This window comes from Streptomyces sp. NPDC059355 (assembly GCF_042752335.1).
Classification (GTDB): Bacteria; Actinomycetota; Actinomycetes; order Streptomycetales; family Streptomycetaceae; genus Streptomyces.
The window spans coordinates 1-18,171 of sequence record NZ_JBHYXN010000045.1 but is presented as its reverse complement, the minus strand read 5'-3'; the positions used below and the strand labels follow the sequence as shown (position 1 = coordinate 18,171).

3 protein-coding genes are annotated in these 18,171 nt (G+C 74.9%); 1 reads left to right on the top strand and 2 read right to left on the bottom strand.

Annotated elements, in window-relative coordinates; translation table 11 throughout:
• Nucleotides 1-34: 34 nt before the first annotated feature.
• A complete protein-coding gene (locus ACFXGI_RS31370) occupies nt 35-4,963 on the bottom strand; it encodes a type I polyketide synthase (RefSeq protein WP_384713976.1) in 4,929 nt (1,642 codons plus the stop codon).
• A 63-nt stretch (nt 4,964-5,026) separates the two neighbouring features.
• Nucleotides 5,027-15,706, bottom strand: a complete 10,680-nt coding sequence (locus ACFXGI_RS31365) for a beta-ketoacyl synthase N-terminal-like domain-containing protein (RefSeq protein ID WP_384713973.1) — start codon at nt 15,704-15,706, stop codon at nt 5,027-5,029.
• A 694-nt stretch (nt 15,707-16,400) separates the two neighbouring features.
• Between ACFXGI_RS31365 and ACFXGI_RS31360 the strand changes: the two genes are divergently transcribed.
• Nucleotides 16,401-18,032, top strand: coding sequence for an MFS transporter (locus ACFXGI_RS31360; RefSeq protein ID WP_384713970.1), 1,632 nt, complete (start codon nt 16,401-16,403; stop codon nt 18,030-18,032).
• Nucleotides 18,033-18,171 lie beyond the last annotated feature (139 nt).

Below are 18,171 nucleotides of genomic sequence, written 5' to 3'. Positions count from 1 at the left end.
TGATGAATGTGTCGGCAACGTGCTCGGGGCTCGGTCAGGCCAGGCCGAGTTCTCTGTCGATGAAGGCGAAGACGTCGTCCGCCGAGGCGGATTCGAGCTGGTCGCGGACCATCTCGCCGGTTCCCTGGAGGTCGGTGAGCCTGCCGACCAGGGCCTGCAGCCGCGAGGTGATCCGGCTGGAGCGGATCTGCTCGATGTCGAGGGAGGCGGCGAGCTCCTCGAAGCGGTCCAGCTCGGTGAGCACGTCGGCCGGGCCCGCGTCGCCGTCCTGGAACAGCTCGGTGCGCAGGAAGGCGGCGAGCGCGGCGGGGGTCGCGTAGTCGAACACCATCGTGCTCGGGAGGTTCGCGCCGGTCGCCTCGCTCAGGCGGGCCCGCAGTTCGACGGCGGCGACGGAGTCGAAGCCGAGGTCCTCGAAGGCGCGGGTGGGCTCCAGCTCCGCCGGGGAGTCGTAGCCGAGCAGGGCCGCGACCTTGCCGCGGACCAGGTCCAGCAGGGCACGGGTCTGCTCCGCCTCCGGCTTCGCGGCGAGCGAGGCGACCAGGGCGGAACCGCCGCCCGCCGCGGCGCCCGCGTCGGCCCCGGCGAGGATGTCGCGCACCTCGGGCAGGGCGTTCAGCAGCGGGCGGGGCCGGGCGAGGGTGTAGGTGGGGACGAAGCGCTCCCAGTCGAACTCGGCTACCACGAGGTGGCTCTCGTCGTGCTCGATGACCTGGCGCAGCGCGCCGACGGCGATGGAGGGGCGCATGGCGGGGGCGCCGATCCGGCGCATCATGGCGCCCAGTTCGGCGTCGACCATGCCGCCGTCCCACGAGCTCCAGGCGACGGAGGTCACCGTACGGCCCTGGGCGCGGCGGCGGTGGGCGAGGCCGTCGAGGTGGGCGTTGGCGGCGGCGTAGGCGCTCTGGCCGGCGCTGCCCCAGACGGCCGCGCCGGAGGAGAAGAGGACGAAGGCGTCCAGCGCCCGGTCGGCGAGCAGTTCGTCGAGGAGGACGGCTCCGGCCACCTTGGCGTGGCCGACCTCGGCGAACTCCTCGAGGGAGAGGTCGGCGAGCGGGGCGATGCGCTGCATCGCGCCGGCCGCGTGGACGACGGCGGTGAGCGGCTGGTCCTCGGGTACGGAGTCCAGGACGCGGGTCAGGGAGGCCCGGTCGGTGACGTCGCAGGCCTCGATGCTCACGCGGGCGCCGAGGGCGGTCAGTTCGGCTTCGAGCTCGGCCGTGCCGGCTGCGGCCCGGCCGCGGCGGCTGGTGAGCAGCAGGTGTGCGGCGCCTTCGGCGGCGAACGTACGGGCCACGTGGGCGCCGAGGCCGCCGGTGCCGCCCGTGATGAGGACGGTGCCACGGGGCTGCCAGGTGCGGCGGGGTTCCTGCCCGGCGAGGGGGGCGCGGACGAGGCGGCGTACGAAGACGCCCTGCGGGCGGATCGCGACGGCGTCCTCGCCGGAGGTGCCGGTGAGCAGCGAGCACAGCAGCCGGGCCGCGGCGGCGTCGACGGAGGCGGGCAGGTCGACGATGCCGCCCCAGGTCTGCGGCAGGTCCAGGGCGAGGGCGCCGGCCAGACCCCACAGCGGGGTCTGGGCGACGGCCGCCACCTCGTGGGAGCCGGCGACGGCGGCCGCCTCGGCGGTGGCGAGCCACAGCGGGGCGCCGAGCCCGGCGTCGCCATGGGCCTGTACGAGGGTGATGGTGGCGGCCAGGCCCCGGGTGAGGCCGGGGTGTCCGGGGTGGGGCCGCTCGTCGAGGGAGAGCAGCGAGAGCACCCCGGCGGCCGCGCGCGTACGGAGCTCCTCGGTCAGCGCCGTGCGGTCCTCCCCGGCGACCTCGACGGTCTCGGGGGCGGCCCCGCTCTCGGCCAGCGCCGCGAGCACGGCGGCGACCCGGGGGTCGGTGGCGCTCTGCGGGGTCACCGCGACGAGCCAGGTGCCGGTCAGGGCCGGGGCGGGCAGGGCCTCGGGGGCGGGCTGCCAGACGACGCGGTAGCGCCAGGAGTCGAGCGTGTACGCGTCCTGGTGGCGGCGGCGCCACTTGGAGAGGGCGGGCAGCACCTCGTGGAGCGGCTCGGCGGCGATCTCCAGCCGGTCGGCGAGGGAGTCGACGTCGGCGTGCTCGACGGAGTCCCAGAAGGCGGTGTCGGCCGGGTCGGCCGCGCCGCTCCCGCCCCCCTGCGCGGCGGCGAGCAGGCCCGGGGTGGCCGGGACGGCGTCGGCCCAGAAGCTGCGGTGCTGGAAGGCGTAGGTCGGCAGCGCCGGCCGTCGGGCGGGGCGGAGCGCCGGGCGGGCCGCGAACAGGGCCGGCCAGTCCAGGGCCGCGCCGCGGGCGAACGCCTGGGCGACGGCGGCCAGGAGCGTGCGCTCCTCGTCGCGGCCGCGGCGCAGGGCGGGAGCGATGACGGCTCCGGCTTCGGCCGTGAGCGAGTCGGCGGCCATCGGGGTGAGCGCGGCGTCCGGGCCCAGTTCGAGCAGGACGCGGACGCCGTCGGCCTCGATCGCGCGCAGGGCGTCGGAGAAGCGGACGGCCTCGCGGACGTGGCGGACCCAGTAGTCGGCGCTCTGCAGCTCGCCGTCCCCGGCGGGGCGGCCGGTCAGGTTCGACACGACGGGGATCCGGGCCTCGCGGAAGGTCACGCTCTGGGCGACGGCGCGGAACTCCTCGAGCATGGGGTCCATGAGCGGGGAGTGGAAGGCGTGCGAGACCCGCAGTTCCTTGGTCTTGCGGCCCTCCTGCCCGAAGTGGGCGGCGATGGCGCGGACGGTGTCCTGCTCGCCGGAGACGACCACCGCGCGGGGGCCGTTGACCGCGGCGATGCCCACGCCGTCCGTGAGGTGGGGGCGGACCTCCTCCTCGGTGGCCTGGACCGCGGCCATCGCACCGCCCGCGGGCAGGGCCTGCATGAGGCGGCCGCGCGCGGTGACGAGGCGGGCGGCGTCGGCGAGGTCGAGGACCCCGGCCGCGTGGGCCGCGGCGATCTCGCCGATGGAGTGGCCGGCCAGCAGGTCGGGGCGCAGGCCCCAGGAGCGGACGAGCCGGAACAGGGCGGTCTCGACGGCGAAGAGCGCGGGCTGGGCGTAGACGGTGCGGTTCAGCGCCTCCTCTTCCCCGCCCCACATCACGTCCTTCAGCGGGGTGTCGAGGTGGGCGTCGAGGGCGGCGGCCGCCTCGTCGAGGGCCTCGGCGAAGACGGGGAAGGCGGCGTGCAGTTCCCGGCCCATGCCCAGGCGCTGGGCACCCTGCCCGGAGAAGAGGAAGGCGGTGCGGACGTCCGGTTCGGCGACGGCCCGGGCCGCGTCGCCCGGGAGGTCCCCCTCGGCGAGCGCCGCGAGGCCCCGTACGAGCTCCTCGCGGTCGGCGGCGAGGAGGACGGCGCGGTGCTCCAGCGCGGCGCGGGTGACGGCCAGCGAGTGGCCGAGGTCGCGTACGGTCGCCTCGTCACCGGCGGCGTCCGGAGAGGCCAGGTGGTCCAGCAGGTTGGCGGCCTGGGCGCGCAGCGCGTCGGCGGTCTTCGCCGAGAGCGGCAGCAGCGCGGGGACGGCTTCGGGGGCGGCCGCTTCGGGGGCGGCCGCCTCGGGGGCGGCGGCTTCGGGGGCGTCCTCGCCCTCCGGGGCCTCCTCGGCCGGCGCGGCCTCGATGATGACGTGGGCGTTGGTGCCGCTGAGGCCGAACGCGGAGACGGCGGCGCGCCGCGGCTGCCCGGTCTCGGGCCAGGCGACGGCCTCGGTGAGCAGCCGGATGTTGCCCGCCGACCAGTCCACCTTGGGGCTCGGCTCGTCGACGTGCAGGGTCTTGGGCAGGACGCCGTGGCGGATCGCCTCGACCATCTTGATGATGCCGCCGACCCCGGCCGCGGCCTGCGCGTGCCCGATGTTCGACTTGATGGAGCCCAGCCACAGCGGCCGGTCCGCGGAGCGGCCCTTGCCGTACGTGGCGAGCAGCGCCTGCGCCTCGATGGGGTCGCCGAGGGTCGTGCCCGTACCGTGCGCCTCGACCGCGTCGACCTGGTCGGCGGTGAGCTGCGCGCCGGCCAGCGTCTGCTCGATCAGCCGCTGCTGGGACGGGCCGTTGGGGGCGGTGATGCCGTTGGAGGCGCCGTCCTGGTTGATGGCGCTGCCTCGGATGACGGCGAGCACCGGGTGGCCGTTCCTGCGGGCGTCGGAGAGCCGCTCGACGACGAGCATGCCGGCGCCCTCGCCCCAGCCGGTGCCGTCGGCGGCCGCGGCGAAGGACTTGCAGCGGCCGTTGGGGGCGAGGCCGCGCTCCTGGCTGAAGCCGACGAAGGAGGTCGGTGTCGCCATCACGGTCACGCCGCCGGCCAGCGCCAGGCCGCACTCGCCGGCGCGCAGGGCCTTGACCGCCCAGTGCAGGGCGACCAGCGAGGAGGAGCAGGCCGTGTCCACGGTGACCGCGGGGCCCTCCAGGCCGAGGGTGTAGGAGATGCGGCCGGAGGCGATGGAGCCGAGGCCGCCGATCCCGCCGTCGGAGGGGTAGTCGTGGTAGACGACGCCCGCGTACACGCCGGTGCGGCTGCCGCGCAGCGAGTGCGGGTCGATGGTGGCGCGCTCCAGCGCCTCCCAGGAGGTCTCCAGCAGCAAGCGCTGCTGGGGGTCGGTCTCCCGCGCCTCCTTCGGGCTGATCTTGAAGAAGTCGGCGTCGAACCGGTCCGCGTCGTGCAGGAACCCGCCTTCGCGGGCGTACGACTTGCCGGGCGTGCCCGGCTCCGGGTCGTACAGCCCGTCGACGTCCCAGCCCCGGTTGAGCGGGAAGCCGGTGATCCCGTCGCCGCCGGAGGCCACCAGGTCCCACAGGTCCTCGGGGGAGCCGATCCCGCCGGGGTAGCGGCAGCTCATCCCGACGATCGCGATCGGCTCGTGCTCGCGGGCCTCGGCCTCGCGCAGGCGCCTCTTGGCGCTCTGCAGGTCGGCGGTGGCACGCTTGAGATAGTCGCGGAGTTTGTCCTGGTCAGGCATCTGAAGTCAACCAATCTGAAGCCAACTGTGGATCGCGGCGGTCGGGGTCGTTGTCGCGGCGGGTCAGAGCCCGAGCTCCCGGTCCAGTGCCTCGAACAGCTCGTCGTCGGTGACCGCCTGGAAGTCCTGCTCCGGGTCGGCCGGTTCGGTGGTGCGGGTGTCCTGCCAGCGGCGCAGTACCGCTTCGAGCCGTGCGGTGATCCGGGCCGGGTCGGCGGCGCCCCGGGCGACGGCCGCCAGGGCCGCGTCCAGCTGGTCCAGCGCCTCCGTGACCCCTCGCGACCCGTCGTCGCCCTCGGGCTGGACGGCGGCGGCCAGGTAGCCGGCCACGGCCCGCGAGGTCGGGAAGTCGAAGGCGAGGCTCGCCGGGAGGGCCAGTCCGGTGGCCGAGCCGAGGCGGCTGCGGAGTTCGACCACGGCCAGGGAGTCGAAGCCCAGTTCCTGGAAGGACTGGTCGGCGGCGACGGCTTCGGCCGAGGCGTGGCCGAGCAGTCCGGCCACCTGCGAGCGCACCAGCTCCAGGAGCAGCCGCTCCCGCTCCTGCGCGTCCAGGCCGGTCAGCCGGCGCCGCAGCCGGTCGGCCTCGTCGGCGCCGCCGCGGCCGGAGCGGCCGGCGGGGGTCCGTACGAAGCCGGCCAGGACGGCCGGGACCCGGCCGGTGGCCGCGCGGAGCGTGCCGCGGTCGAGGTCGAGGGCGGTCAGGTCGGGCTCGGCACCGCGCAGCGCCTCGTCGAGCAGGGCCAGTCCGCGCTCGGCGCCCAGGGCGGGCAGTCCGAGCGAGGCCAGCAGCTCCGTCTGCCCGGCGGGCTCGGCGGCCGCCTCCCAGGGCCCGAAGGCGAGGGTGGTGGCGGCGAGTCCGAGGGTGTGGCGGTGCCGGGCGAGCGCGGTGAGGAAGCCGGCCGCGGCGGCCCGGGCGCCCTGTCCGGCGCCGTGCATCAGCCCGGCGGAGGAGGACGGCAGCAGGAAGACCGCGAGGCGGTTCTCGCGGGTGAGCTCGTGCAGGTTCCAGGCCGCGCCGGCGCTGCGCCGCAGGTCGGCGTCGAGCGTGGCCAGGTCCTGCGCGTCGGTGCGCGTGGCGCCGGCCGGGAGGTCGGCGTGGACGACCGCGATGAGCGGGTGCCCGGCGGGTACGGAGGCCAGCAGCGCGGCGAGGGCGGTGCGGTCGGCGGGGTCGCAGTCGGCGGTGTCCACCGTGACCGCGGACCCGGCGAACTCGGCGGCGAGCCGGGAGAGGCCGTCCGCGTGCTGCGGTGCGGTGCCGGCATCGTGGGCGGGAGCCGGCTGCGGGTCCGTGCCGGTGGCGGCCGGCGTGCGGACGAGCAGGAGGCGGGTGGCGCCGTACGCGGTCACCAGGCGGCGGGCCACGGCCGCGCCGGCGGCGGACCCGGCGCCGGTCACCAGGACCGTGCCGGCCGCCAGGGACGGCAGCTCCCCCTGCGGTGCGGCGGCCTTGGCCAGCCGGGGCACGAGGACGGCGCCGGCGCGGATCGCGAACTCGGTGAGCCCGGCGCCGAGGGCGGCGGGCAGCGCCTGCCGGGAGGCCTCGGTGTCGTCGAGGTCGGCCAGCACGAACCGGCCGGGGTGCTCGCCCTGGGCGGCCCGTACCAGACCCCGTACGGGAGCCTGGGCGAGGTCGGCGCCCTCGTCCTCGCGGACCGCGACGGCCCCGCGGGTGACGACGGCCAGGGGCGCGGCCTGCTCCTCGCCGAGCCACTGCGCGAGCCGGGCCAGGGTGGCCGCGGCCACCGTGCGGGCCCGGTCGGCCGCGTCGGCGTCGGCGGCCCCTTCGGGTACGGGGCACTCGAAGAGGACGGGCGCCGCCTGCGCCGCGGTGCCGCCGACGGGGGACTGGACCCAGGTCAGCCGGTAGAGGGCGCCGGGCAGTTCGCCGGTGCGGAGCTCGTCTCCCGAGACGGCCCGCTGGGTGACCGCGCCCGCCGACAGGACGGGACGGCCCTCCTCGTCGGCCGCTTCGAGGGCGAGTGCGCCCTGCGCGTCCCGGGTGATGCGGACCCGGAGGGCGGCGGCGCCGGTCCGGTGCACCTGGAGGTCGGTCCAGGAGGCGGTGGCCAGCGGGGCCGGGGCGTCGGTGTCGAGCTGGTCGAGGCGGTCGAGGCGGTCGAGGTGCAGGGCCGCGTCGAGCAGGGCGGGGTGGACGGTGAACCGGTCGGCCGCGGCCTCGCCGGAGCCCGTGTCGCCGGGCAGCGCGATCTCGGCGAACAGTTCGCCGCCGCGCCGCCAGGCCGCCTGCAGGCCCTGGAAGACGGGGCCGTACCCGTAGCCGCGGGCGAGCAGCCGCTCGTACGCGTCGGCCACCGCGACGGGCGCGGCGCCCGCGGGCGGCCACGCCGACAGATCGGCGGGGGTGGTGGCGGAGCCGGTGGTGAGGGTGCCTTCGGCGTGCAGGCTCCAGCCGGAGTCGGCGTCGCCGTCGGCGTCTTCGGCCCGGGAGTACACGGCGACCGGGCGCGGACCGTCCGCGCCGGGCGCGCCCACCACCACGTGGAGGGGGACGCCGCCCTGCTCGGGCAGCGGCAGCGGGGCGTGCAGGGTCAGGCCGGCCAGCCGGTCGCAGCCGAACTCGGCTCCGGCGCGCAGGGCCAGCTCCACGAGGCCGGTGGCCGGGAGGACGACCGTGCCGAGCAGGTCGTGGTCCTCCAGCCAGGGCTGGGCGGAGCGGGCCGGGCGGCCGGTGAAGGTGGCCCCGCCGGTGACGGGTGCGGGGACGACCGCGCTCAGCAGCGGGTGGTCGACGGCGTCGAGGCCGAGCGATCCGGCGTCCCCGCCGCGACGCTCGTCGAGCGCCCAGAAGCGGTCGCGGCGGAAGGCGTACGTCGGCAGCTCGATGCGCCGGGCGCCGCTGCCGGCGAAGAAGCCGGACCAGTCGACGTCGACGCCGTGGGTGTGGGCCTGGGCGAGGGCGGCCACGAGGGTGTGCTCCTCGTCGCGTTCGCGCCGCGAGAGCGCCACGAACACCGGGGTGTCGGCGGCGCCGGTGCCGATGCCGGAGTCGGAGTCGGTGTCGGAGTCGGCGAGGCAGGCGGGGCCGAGGCCCGCGAGGACGGCGTCCGGGCCGACCTCGACGAAGGCGGTGGCCCCGGCCTCGGCGAGGGCGCGTACGCCGTCGGAGAAGCGGACGGCCTGCCGGACGTGCCGGACCCAGTACTGCGGATCGGCGATCTCCTCGGCGGTCATGATCCGGCCGGTCACGTTCGAGACGAGCGGGATCCGGGGCTCGGCCGGGGTGAGCCCGGCCGCGACGGCTCCGAACTCGGCGAGCATCGGCTCCATCAGCGGCGAGTGGAAGGCGTGGGAGACGCGCAGCCGGGAGGTCTTGCGGCCCTGGGCCGTGAAGTGCTCCTGGATCGCGAGGACTTCGTCCTCGGCGCCGGAGACGACCACGGACTGCGGGCCGTTGACCGCGCCGATGCTGACGGCGCCGGTGAGCAGCGGCAGCACCTCGTCCTCGGAGGCCTGGACGGCCGCCATGGCTCCGCCGGAGGGCAGGGCCTGCATGAGCCGGCCGCGGGCGGCGACCAGCCTGGCCGCGTCGGCCAGGGACAGAACGCCGCTGACGTGGGCGGCGGTGATCTCGCCGATGGAGTGCCCGGCGAGGAAGTCCGGCCGCACACCCCAGGACTCCAGCAGCCGGAAGAGGGCCGTCTCGAAGGCGAAGAGCCCGGTCTGTGTGTAGAGGGTGCGGCCGAGCTCCGCCGCGTCCTCGCCCCAGACGACCTCGCGCAGCGGCCGGTCCAGGTGCCGGTCGAGCTCCGCGACGGCGGCGTCGAAGGCCTCGGCGAACACCGGGAAGGCGGCGTGCAGTCCGCGCCCCATGCCGGGGCGCTGGGCACCCTGGCCGGAGAACAGGAAGGCGGTGAGTCCGCCGGCGGCGGCCGCCCGTACGGCGGGCACGGCGGCGGGCGCGCCGGACGCGAGCGCGGCCAGCGCCTGGCGGGCCTGCGCGGAATCGGTCGCGACGAGCGCGACCCGGTGCTCCATGGGCGCCCGCGTGGCCGCCAGCGAGAACCCGACGTCGCGCAGCTCGGCCGCGGGCAGCGTGTCCAGGTGCCCCAGCAGCCGCCCTGCCTGCCGTACGAGCCCCTCCGCGTCCCGGGCGGACAGCAGCCAGGGCACGACCCGCGCCGGGGCCTCCGGCGCGGCCGGGGCGTCGGAGGCGGGGGCCTCCGGGAGGGCCGGGGCCTCCAGGATGACGTGGGCGTTCGTGCCGCTGATGCCGAAGGAGGAGACGCCGGCGCGGCGCGGGCGGTCCGAGGCGGGCCACTTGCGGGCCTCGTCGAGCAGCCGGACCGCGCCCGCCTCCCAGTCGACCTTGGTCGACGGCGCGTCCAGGTGCAGGGACTTCGGCATGATGCCGGTCTGCAGCGCCTGCACCATCTTGATGACCCCGGCCACGCCGGCGGCGGCCTGCGTGTGCCCGATGTTCGACTTGACGGACCCCAGCCACAGCGGCTCCGCGTCGCCGCGGCCCTGCCCGTACGTCGCGAGCAGCGCCTGCGCCTCGATCGGGTCGCCGAGGGTGGTGCCCGTACCGTGCGCCTCGACGAGGTCGACATCGGCGGTCGACAGCCCCGCGTTGGCCAGGGCCTGGCGGATGACCCGCTGCTGCGAGGGCCCGTTCGGCGCCATCAGGCCGTTGCTCGCACCGTCCTGGTTCACCGCGCTGCCGCGCAGCACGGCGAGCACCCGGTGCCCGTTGCTCCGCGCGTCCGACAACCGCTCGATGACGAGGACGCCGACGCCCTCGGACCAGGCGGCGCCGTCGGCCGCGTCCGAGAACGACTTGCACCGCCCGTCCTTGGACAGGCCCCGCTGCCGCGAGAACTCCACGAAGGTCTCCGTGGACGACATCACGGTCACGCCGCCCACCAGCGCCAGCGGGCATTCGCCGGACCGCAGGGCCTGCGCCGCGAGGTGCAGGGCTACCAGCGAGGAGGAGCAGGCGGTGTCCACCGTCACGGACGGGCCTTCGAGGCCGAACGTATAGGAGACGCGGCCCGAACCGAGCGAACCGGCGGCGCTGTTGCCCGTGTAGTCGTGGTACATGATCCCGGCGAACACGCCGGTCGGGGTGCCCTTCAGCGAGGCCTGGTCGATCGCCGCGCGCTCCAGCGCCTCGTGGGCGACCTCCAGCAGCAGCCGGTGCTGCGGGTCCGTGGTCAGGGCGTCGTTGGGGCTCATGCCGAAGAACGCGGGGTCGAACTCGTCGGCGTCGTGCAGGAAGCCGCCGTGGCGTACGTACACCTTGCCGGGGGTGCCCGGCTCCGGGTCGTACAGCCCGTCGAGGTCCCAGCCTCGGTTGACCGGGAACTCGGTGATCGCGTCGACCTCGTCCTCGACGAGGCGCCACAGCTCCTCGGGGGAGCGGACGCCGCCCGGGTAGCGGCAGGCCATGCCGACGATCACGATCGGGTCGTCGTCGTCCGCGGTGCCCGTCCTGCCCCCCGCGGCGGTCGCGGCCGGGGCGGTGACGGCGGATCCTGCGAGGAGGGTGTCGAGGTGCTCGGCGACCGCCTGGGCGTTCGGGTGGTCGAAGACGAGCGTCGGGGTCAGCCGCAGCCCGGTCGCGGTGGTGAGCTGGTTGCGCAGTTCCAGTGCGGTGAGCGAGTCGAAGCCCAGCTCGTTGAAGGCGCGCTCCGGTCCGACCTCGGCCGTGGTGGAGTGCCCCAGGATCGAGGCCACCTGGCCGCGTACGAGGTCCAGCAGGGCGCGGCGGCGCTCCTTCTCCGGCAGCGCTGCGAGCTCCCGGCCGCGGCCGGCGGTGCGGGCTCCGCCGGTACGGGCCGCCGCGCGGGCGCGCCTGCGGACCAGGGCGGAGAACTGCGCGGGCAGGTCCTCGGCCGCGCGCAGGGCGGCGAGGTCCAGGGCGAGCGGCAGCAGGACGGCGTCGGCCGAGGTGGTGGCGGCCTCGAACAGGGCCAGGCCGTCGGCGGCGGACAGCGCGCCGATGCCGGAGCGGCGCATGCGCTGCAGGTCGGTGCCGTTCAGCTCCTCCGCCATGCCGTCGCCGCTGACGGAGCCGCCGTCGCCCTCGGTGGCCCACAGGCCCCAGGCGAGCGACTGGCCGGGCAGGCCCTCGGCCCGGCGGTGGGCGGCGAGGGCGTCGAGGAAGGCGTTGCCCGCCGCGTAGTTGCCCTGGCCCGGGTTGCCGAGGACACCGGCGACCGAGGAGAACAGTACGAAGGCGGACAGGTCCTGGTCGCGGGTCAGCTCGTGGAGGTTCCACGCGGCGTCGGCCTTGGGGCGCAGCGACCCGGCCAGCAGCTCGGGGGTGAGCGAGCCGATGGTGACGTCGCCGAGGACGCCCGCGAGGTGGATCACCGCGGACACCCGGTGGCGGGCGAGCAGCTCGCGCGCCCGGTCCGGGTCGGCGAGGTCGCAGGCGGCGAGGGTGACTTCGGCGCCGAGGCCGGTGAGCTCGGCGTGCAGGTCGGCGGCGCCGGGGGCCTCGGGGCCGCGGCGGCTGACCAGCAGGAGCTCGCGTACGCCGTGCTCGGCCACGAGGTGGCGGGCCACCAGGCGGCCCAGTGTGCCGGTGCCGCCGGCGAGCAGGACGGCGCCGGGGGCGTCGAAGCGGATCGTCTGCTCCGCCGTGGCACCGGCCGTGGCGCGGACCAGGCGCGGGGCGTACAGCGCGCCGCCGCGTACGACGATCTCGGGCTCGGCGGCGGCGAGCAGGACGGCGGGCTCCACCGGGAGTTCGGCCGAGCCGGGTTCGAGGTCGGCGCCGTGTTCGAGGTCGGCCAGGACGATCCGGCCGGGGTTCTCGGCCTGGGCCGAGCGCATCAGACCGCGGACCGCCGCACCGGCCAGGTCCGTGACGCCCTCTCCGGGCGCGGCGACCGCGCCGCGGGTGACGACGAGCAGGCGGGAGTCGGCGTACCGCTCGTCCGCGAGCCACTCCTGTACGCGGACCAGGGCCCGGGCCGTGGCCGCGTGCACCCGGGCGGCGGTGTCCCCGGCCGCGTCGGAGGCATCGGACCCCTCCAGGACCAGTACGTCCCGCGCGGGCCGGGTGCGGTCGTCCGCCTCCCACAGGCCCCAGGTCAGCGGGGCGGGAGTGGCGGTGGGGGCGGGCAGCGGCCGGAGCTCCACGGCGAACAGCGCCCCGCCCGGGGCCTGTCCGGAGGATTCGGGAGCCGGGGCGGCGGCCCGCGAGACCAGCGATTCGACGGAGAAGACGGGGAGGCCGTCCGCGTCGGCGCCGTCGAGGGTGATGCCGTCCGGGCCGGAGGGGGCGATCCGCACGCGCAGCCGGGTCGCGCCGACGGCGTGGAAGCGCACCCCCCGCCACGCGAACGGCAGCAGCACGCCGGACACGCCGGAGTCGGAGCCGCCCTGGCCGTCGTCGAGCAGCGAACCGTGCAGGGCGGCGTCGAGGAGGGCGGGGTGGATGCCGAAGCGGGCGGCGTCCTCGTGCGCCTGCTCGGGCAGTTCGATCTCGGCGTACACCGCGTCGCCCTGGCGCCAGGCGGCCTTGAGGCCCTGGAACACCGGACCGTAGTGGTAGCCGCGCTCCTGGAGCAGCTCGTACGCCTCGCCCACGGCCACCTCGGCGGCGCCGGCCGGCGGCCACGCGGTGAGGTCCGCGCCGGCCGCGACGGGAGCCTCGGCGAGCAGGCCCTGGGCGTGCAGCACCCAGGGGGTGTCGGGCAGGCAGTCCTGGGGCCGGGAGTGGATGAGCACGGCCCGGCGGTCCAGCTCGTCCGGGCCTGCGACCGAGACCTGGAGCGCGACGCCGCCGTGCTCGGGCAGGACGAGGGGGGCCTGGAGGATGAGCTCCTCCAGGGTGGTGTGGCCCACCTGCTCACCGGCGTGCAGGGCGAGTTCGACGAAGCCGGTGCCGGGCAGCAGCACGGCGCCGAGCACGTCGTGGTCGGCCAGCCAGGGCTGGGTGTCGACGCCGAGGCGACCGCTGAAGGTCACCCCGTCCGTGTCGGGAGAGGAGATGACCGCACCGAGCAGCGGGTGGTCGGCGGGCGCGAGGCCGAAGGCGGTGGCGTCGCCGCCGCCCGCGAGGTCGGCGATCATCCAGTACCGCTCGCGCTGGAAGGCGTACGTCGGCAGTGCGACCGGCGCCGCGCCGGTCCCGGCGTAGAAGGCGGTCCAGTCGACGGGCGTGCCGGTGGCGTGCAGGCGGGCGAGGGCGGTCAGGAGCGTGCGCGCCTCGGGCCGGTTCTTGCGTACGGCGGGTTCGACCACCGCGTCTTCGCCGTCGAGGGTGTTCTGGGTGAGCGCGGTCAGGATCGCGTCGGGGCCGAGCTCGACGAACGTCTGGACGCCCTTGGCGGCCAGGTGCTGGACGGTGTCGGAGAAGCGGACGGCCTCGCGCAGGTGGCGGGTCCAGTAGTCGGGGGTGCCCCAGTCCTCGCTGATCTCGCCGTGGACCCCGGCGACGACCGGGATCCGGGCGGGCGCGTAGGTCACGGATTCGGCGACGGTGCGGAACTCGGCGAGCGCCGGGTCCATGAGCGGGGAGTGGAAGGCGTGCGAGACGCGCAGCCGGGTCGTCTTGCGGCCCAGCTCGGTGAACTGCGCCTGGATCGCCTCGACGGCGTCCACGGCACCCGACACCACGATGGAGCGCGGGCTGTTGATCGCCGCGATGCCGACCAGGTCGGAGACGTACGGAAGGACTTCCTCCTCCGTGGCTTCGATGGCGGCCATGGCTCCGCCTGCCGGGAGCGCCTGCATGAGGCGGCCGCGCGCGGTGACCAGGCGGGCCGCGTCCTCCAGCGAGAGGACCCCGGCCACATGCGCCGCGGTGATCTCGCCGATGGAGTGCCCGGCCAGGAAGTCGGGCCGCACACCCCACGACTCCACCAGCCTGAACAGCGCCGTCTCGATCGCGAAGAGGGCCGGCTGCGTGAACGCGGTGCTGTTCAGCAGCGCCTCGTCCTCGGCGGACTCACCCCACATCACCTCGTACAGCGGGGTGTCCAGGTGTGCGTCCAGCGCGGCGACCACCGCATCCAGCGCCTCCGCGAACACCGGGAAAGCGGCATGCAGTTCACGCCCCATCCCCAGCCGCTGCGCGCCCTGACCCGTGAACAGGAAGGCCGAGCGGCCCTCCCGTACGACGCCCCGCACGGCAACGGGCGCCGCCGAACCCTCGGCGAGCGCCGACAGGCCGGAAAGGAGCTCCTCGCGGTCTGCGCCGACGACGACGGCCCGGTGCTCGTGCGCGGTCCGGGTGGTCGCCGACGAGAACCCGAGGTCGGTGGGCGATACGTCCGCGTGCCCGGTGAGGTGGGCGTGCAACCGCCCGGCCTGCTCGGCCAGGGCCTTCTCCGAACGGCCCGAGAGGGCCACGGGGACCAGCGGGAGCGTACGGATCTCGCCGTCGGCCTCCGCCGCGTCGGCGGCCGGGGCCTCTTCGACGATGACGTGGGCGTTCGTACCGCTGAGGCCGAAGGAGGAGATGCCCGCGCGGCGCGGCCGCTCACCGGCAGGCCAGGCGACCGCCTCGGTGAGCAGCTTGACGTTGCCGGCCGTCCAGTCGACGTGCGGGGTCGGGTCCTCGGCGTACAGGGTCTTGGGCAGCAGGCCGTGGCGCAGTGCCTGGACCATCTTGATGACGCCGCCGACGCCGGCCGCTGCCTGCGTGTGCGCGAGGTTGGACTTGAGGGAGCCGAGCCACAGCGGCTTGTCCTCGTCGCGGTCCTGCCCGTAGGTGGCGAGCAGTGCCTGCGCCTCGATGGGGTCGCCGAGGCGGGTGCCGGTGCCGTGGGCCTCGACGGCGTCCACGTCGGCGATGGTCAGGCCGGCGTTTTCGAGGGCGCTGCGGATGACGCGCTGCTGGGAGGGGCCGTTGGGGGCGGTCATGGAGCTGGACGCGCCGTCCTGGTTGACGGCTGAGCCGCGGATGACGGCGAGGACCTCGTGCCCGTTGCGGCGCGCGTCCGAGAGCTTCTCCAGGACGATGACGCCGACGCCCTCCGAGCAGCCGGTCCCGTCGGCGTCGGCCGAGAAGGACTTGCAGCGGCCGTCGGCGGCCATGCCGCGCTGGTGGCTGAAGTAGAGGAACATGTCCGGCTCGGTCATCACAGTGACGCCGCCGGCCAGGGCGAGCGTGGACTCGCCGGAGTTCAGGGACTGCGCGGCCAGGTGCAGGGCGACGAGGGAGGACGAGCAGGCCGTGTCGATCGTCAGGGCCGGGCCCTCCAGGCCCAGGCTGAACGCGACGCGGCCGGTGACCAGGCTCCCGCCGGTGGTCGCCGCGGCTTCCGTGCCCAGCGCGTAGTCGTGGTACATGACGCCGCCGAAGACACCGGTCTTCGTGCCGCGCAGGGTGTGCGGGGCGATGCCCGCGTTCTCGATGGCCTCCCACGACGTCTCCAGCAGCAGCCGCTGCTGGGGGTCGAGGGTCAGGGCCTCCCGCGGGGAGATCCCGAAGAGGCCCGCGTCGAAGTCGCCGGCGTCGTAGAGGAATCCGCCCTCGCGGGTGATCGTCCTGCCGGGCTTGCCCGGCTCGGGGTCGTACAGGGCGTCGGTGTTCCAGCCGCGGTCCTCGGGGAACGCGGAGACGCCGTCACGGCCCTCGGCCACGAGCCGCCACAGGTCGTCCGGGGAGGTGACACCGCCCGGGTACCGGCAGGCCATGCCCACGATCGCGATCGGCTCACCCGATGACCTGCGCTCCGCCGCGGCCAGCCGCTTGCGGGCTTCACGCAAGTCGGTGGTAGCCCGGCGTAGATACCCGAGAAGCTTCTCCTCGTTGCTCACCGAGCACACCCTCCTATGCCATTCGACGGCGCCCGGGCGAGATGCGCTTTCCGTGCGCTCGGGGCAGGAATTTCGACCCTGCGCCGAGTCGGCACGTATGTTCCACAAACTCGCGACGGACTGAGATCTCTCGAAAATTACTTCGGTGGAAGGTGGTCCGCCCACCCCTGAGCACGGCCCCGGGCCCCCTAGGATCACAGCCGTCCCACCCCTCCCCGGCGGGGACCGACCCGCCCGCCCGCCGCGAAGCCGACCTGACCCCTTGGCGCCGGCAACGGCACAACTGGGGTCTGGTTAGGGGTGGATAGGGGTGGCTCCGGTGCAAATCGCTCCGTTAGCGTTCAGTACGGAAACTCTGACGACAGTCAGGCGAATCGCCCATCCGGAAATACGCATGCTTTCAGGGATACAGAAATGCCTTACAAAGGCCCGGCGTTAGCAGTCAGCGTCCGTAACGGCGATCCGATTTCCGTGCAGGATCTCACTCATATCAATTCCGACGAGCGCCTGGGGTACCGCACCCCACGGCGCTCATGCTGTCTTCCGCCGCTCCACGCAGGACCCGTTCCCGCCCCCACCGTTCGCGGCGCAACCCCCCACCGACCCCTCCACCCCCCAACGAGTACGTGACACGCGTGTGCGTACCTGATACGCTCTGCGTGCCGCGTACGCCGAGAGGATATGGACGATTGCCATGACGGAACTGAAGCCCAAGGCAGGAACGAAGGAGTGGATCGGCCTCGGAGTGATCGTTCTGGTCACCCTGCTGGTCTCTGTCGATGTATCCGTGCTGGGATTCGCGATCGCGCCGCTGAGCGAGGACATCTCGCCCACGGCCTCGCAGCTGCTGTGGATCATGGACATCTACAGCTTCGTCCTGGCCGGCACCCTGGTCACCGTCGGCTGGCTCGGCGACCGCATCGGCCGGCGCAAGCTGCTGCTGATCGGTGCCGCCCTGTTCGGCGTGGCCTCCGCCTGCGCCGCCTTCTCCACCAGCCCTGAGATGCTCATCGCCTCGCGGGCCCTGCTCGGCCTCGCCGCGTCGACCCTGACGCCGACGTCGCTGGCGCTGATCCGCAACATGTTCCACGACTCCAAGGAGCGCAAGACGGCCATCGCGGCCTGGGGTGGCACGCTCACCTCGGGTGCCGCCATCGGTCCCGTCGTCGGCGGTCTCCTGCTGAACAACTTCTGGTGGGGCTCGGTCTTCCTGATCAACACCCCGGTGATGGTCCTGGTCCTGCTCTCGGCGCCGTTCCTGCTCCCCGAGTACCGCGACCCGAACCGCGGCAAGCTCGACCTGCTGAGCACCGCGCTCTCCCTGGGCGGCGTCATGACGCTGATCTACGGGTTCAAGGAGCTCGTCATCGAGGGCTACAGCCAGGGCGCGGTCGTCTGGGCCGTCGTCGGCGCCCTCCTGGTCATCGCCTTCGTGATCCGTCAGAAGACCGCGGCCAACCCGATGATCAACATCTCGCTGTTCCGCAGCGGCGGCTTCAGCGGCGCGGTCATCGTCAACCTGATGGTCGCCTTCGCCCTGATGGGCAGCAGCGTCCTGACCAACCAGTACCTCCAGATGGTGCTCGGGTACTCCCCGCTCACCGCCTCGCTGTGGTCGCTGGCCCCGATGCCGGCCATCGGCATCGCCGTCGCCCTGTCGGCCTCGCTCGGCCGCAAGGTCCGCCCGGCCGTCCTCATCGGCTCCGCCCTGGTCATCATGGCCGCCGGCTTCGGCGTCCTGACGATGGTCGAGGTCGACTCCAGCATCGCGATCGTCCTCGTCGGCGTCGGCCTCCTGGCCGGCGGCATGGTGGCGTCGAAGACGCTGGCCGCCGAGATCGTGGTCACCTCGGCCCCGCCGGAGCAGGCCGGCTCCTCGGTGGCGACCTCCGAGACCTTCACCGAGTTCGGCATCGCCTTCGGCTTCGCCTCGCTCGGCTCCATCGGCTCCGCCGTCTACCGCGACGACATGGCCAAGATCAGCCCCGAGGGCGTCACCGGCTCGGCGCTGGACTCGCTGCGCAACACCATCGGCGGTGCGGCCGACGTGGCCGCCCACCAGTCGCAGCAGGTCGGCGCCCAGGTGCTCGACGCGAGCCGGGAGGCCTTCACGCACGGCCTCCAGGTGGCCTCGATCGCCGGTGCGGCCCTGATGCTCCTCACCGCGGTCATCACCACCCTCCTGCTCCGCAAGACCCCGATCGAGGCGGCACTGCCCGGTTCCGTCGAGGCCGCGCAGTCGCAGGAGCCCCAGCACATCCCGACCACCGCGGGTGCGGCTTCCACCCCCGCCGCCGCACCGCACTCTTCGGTCGCCTATCACTGATCCGCGATAGGCCCCCGGAGGGCCCGGAAGACGTCCGCCCCCCCCCCCCCCCCCCGGGGCGGGGGGGGCGCGGGGCCGGGGGCCGCCCCCCGCGGGGGGCCCGGGGGGAATAAAAAAAAAAAAACCCCCCCAACGCTAT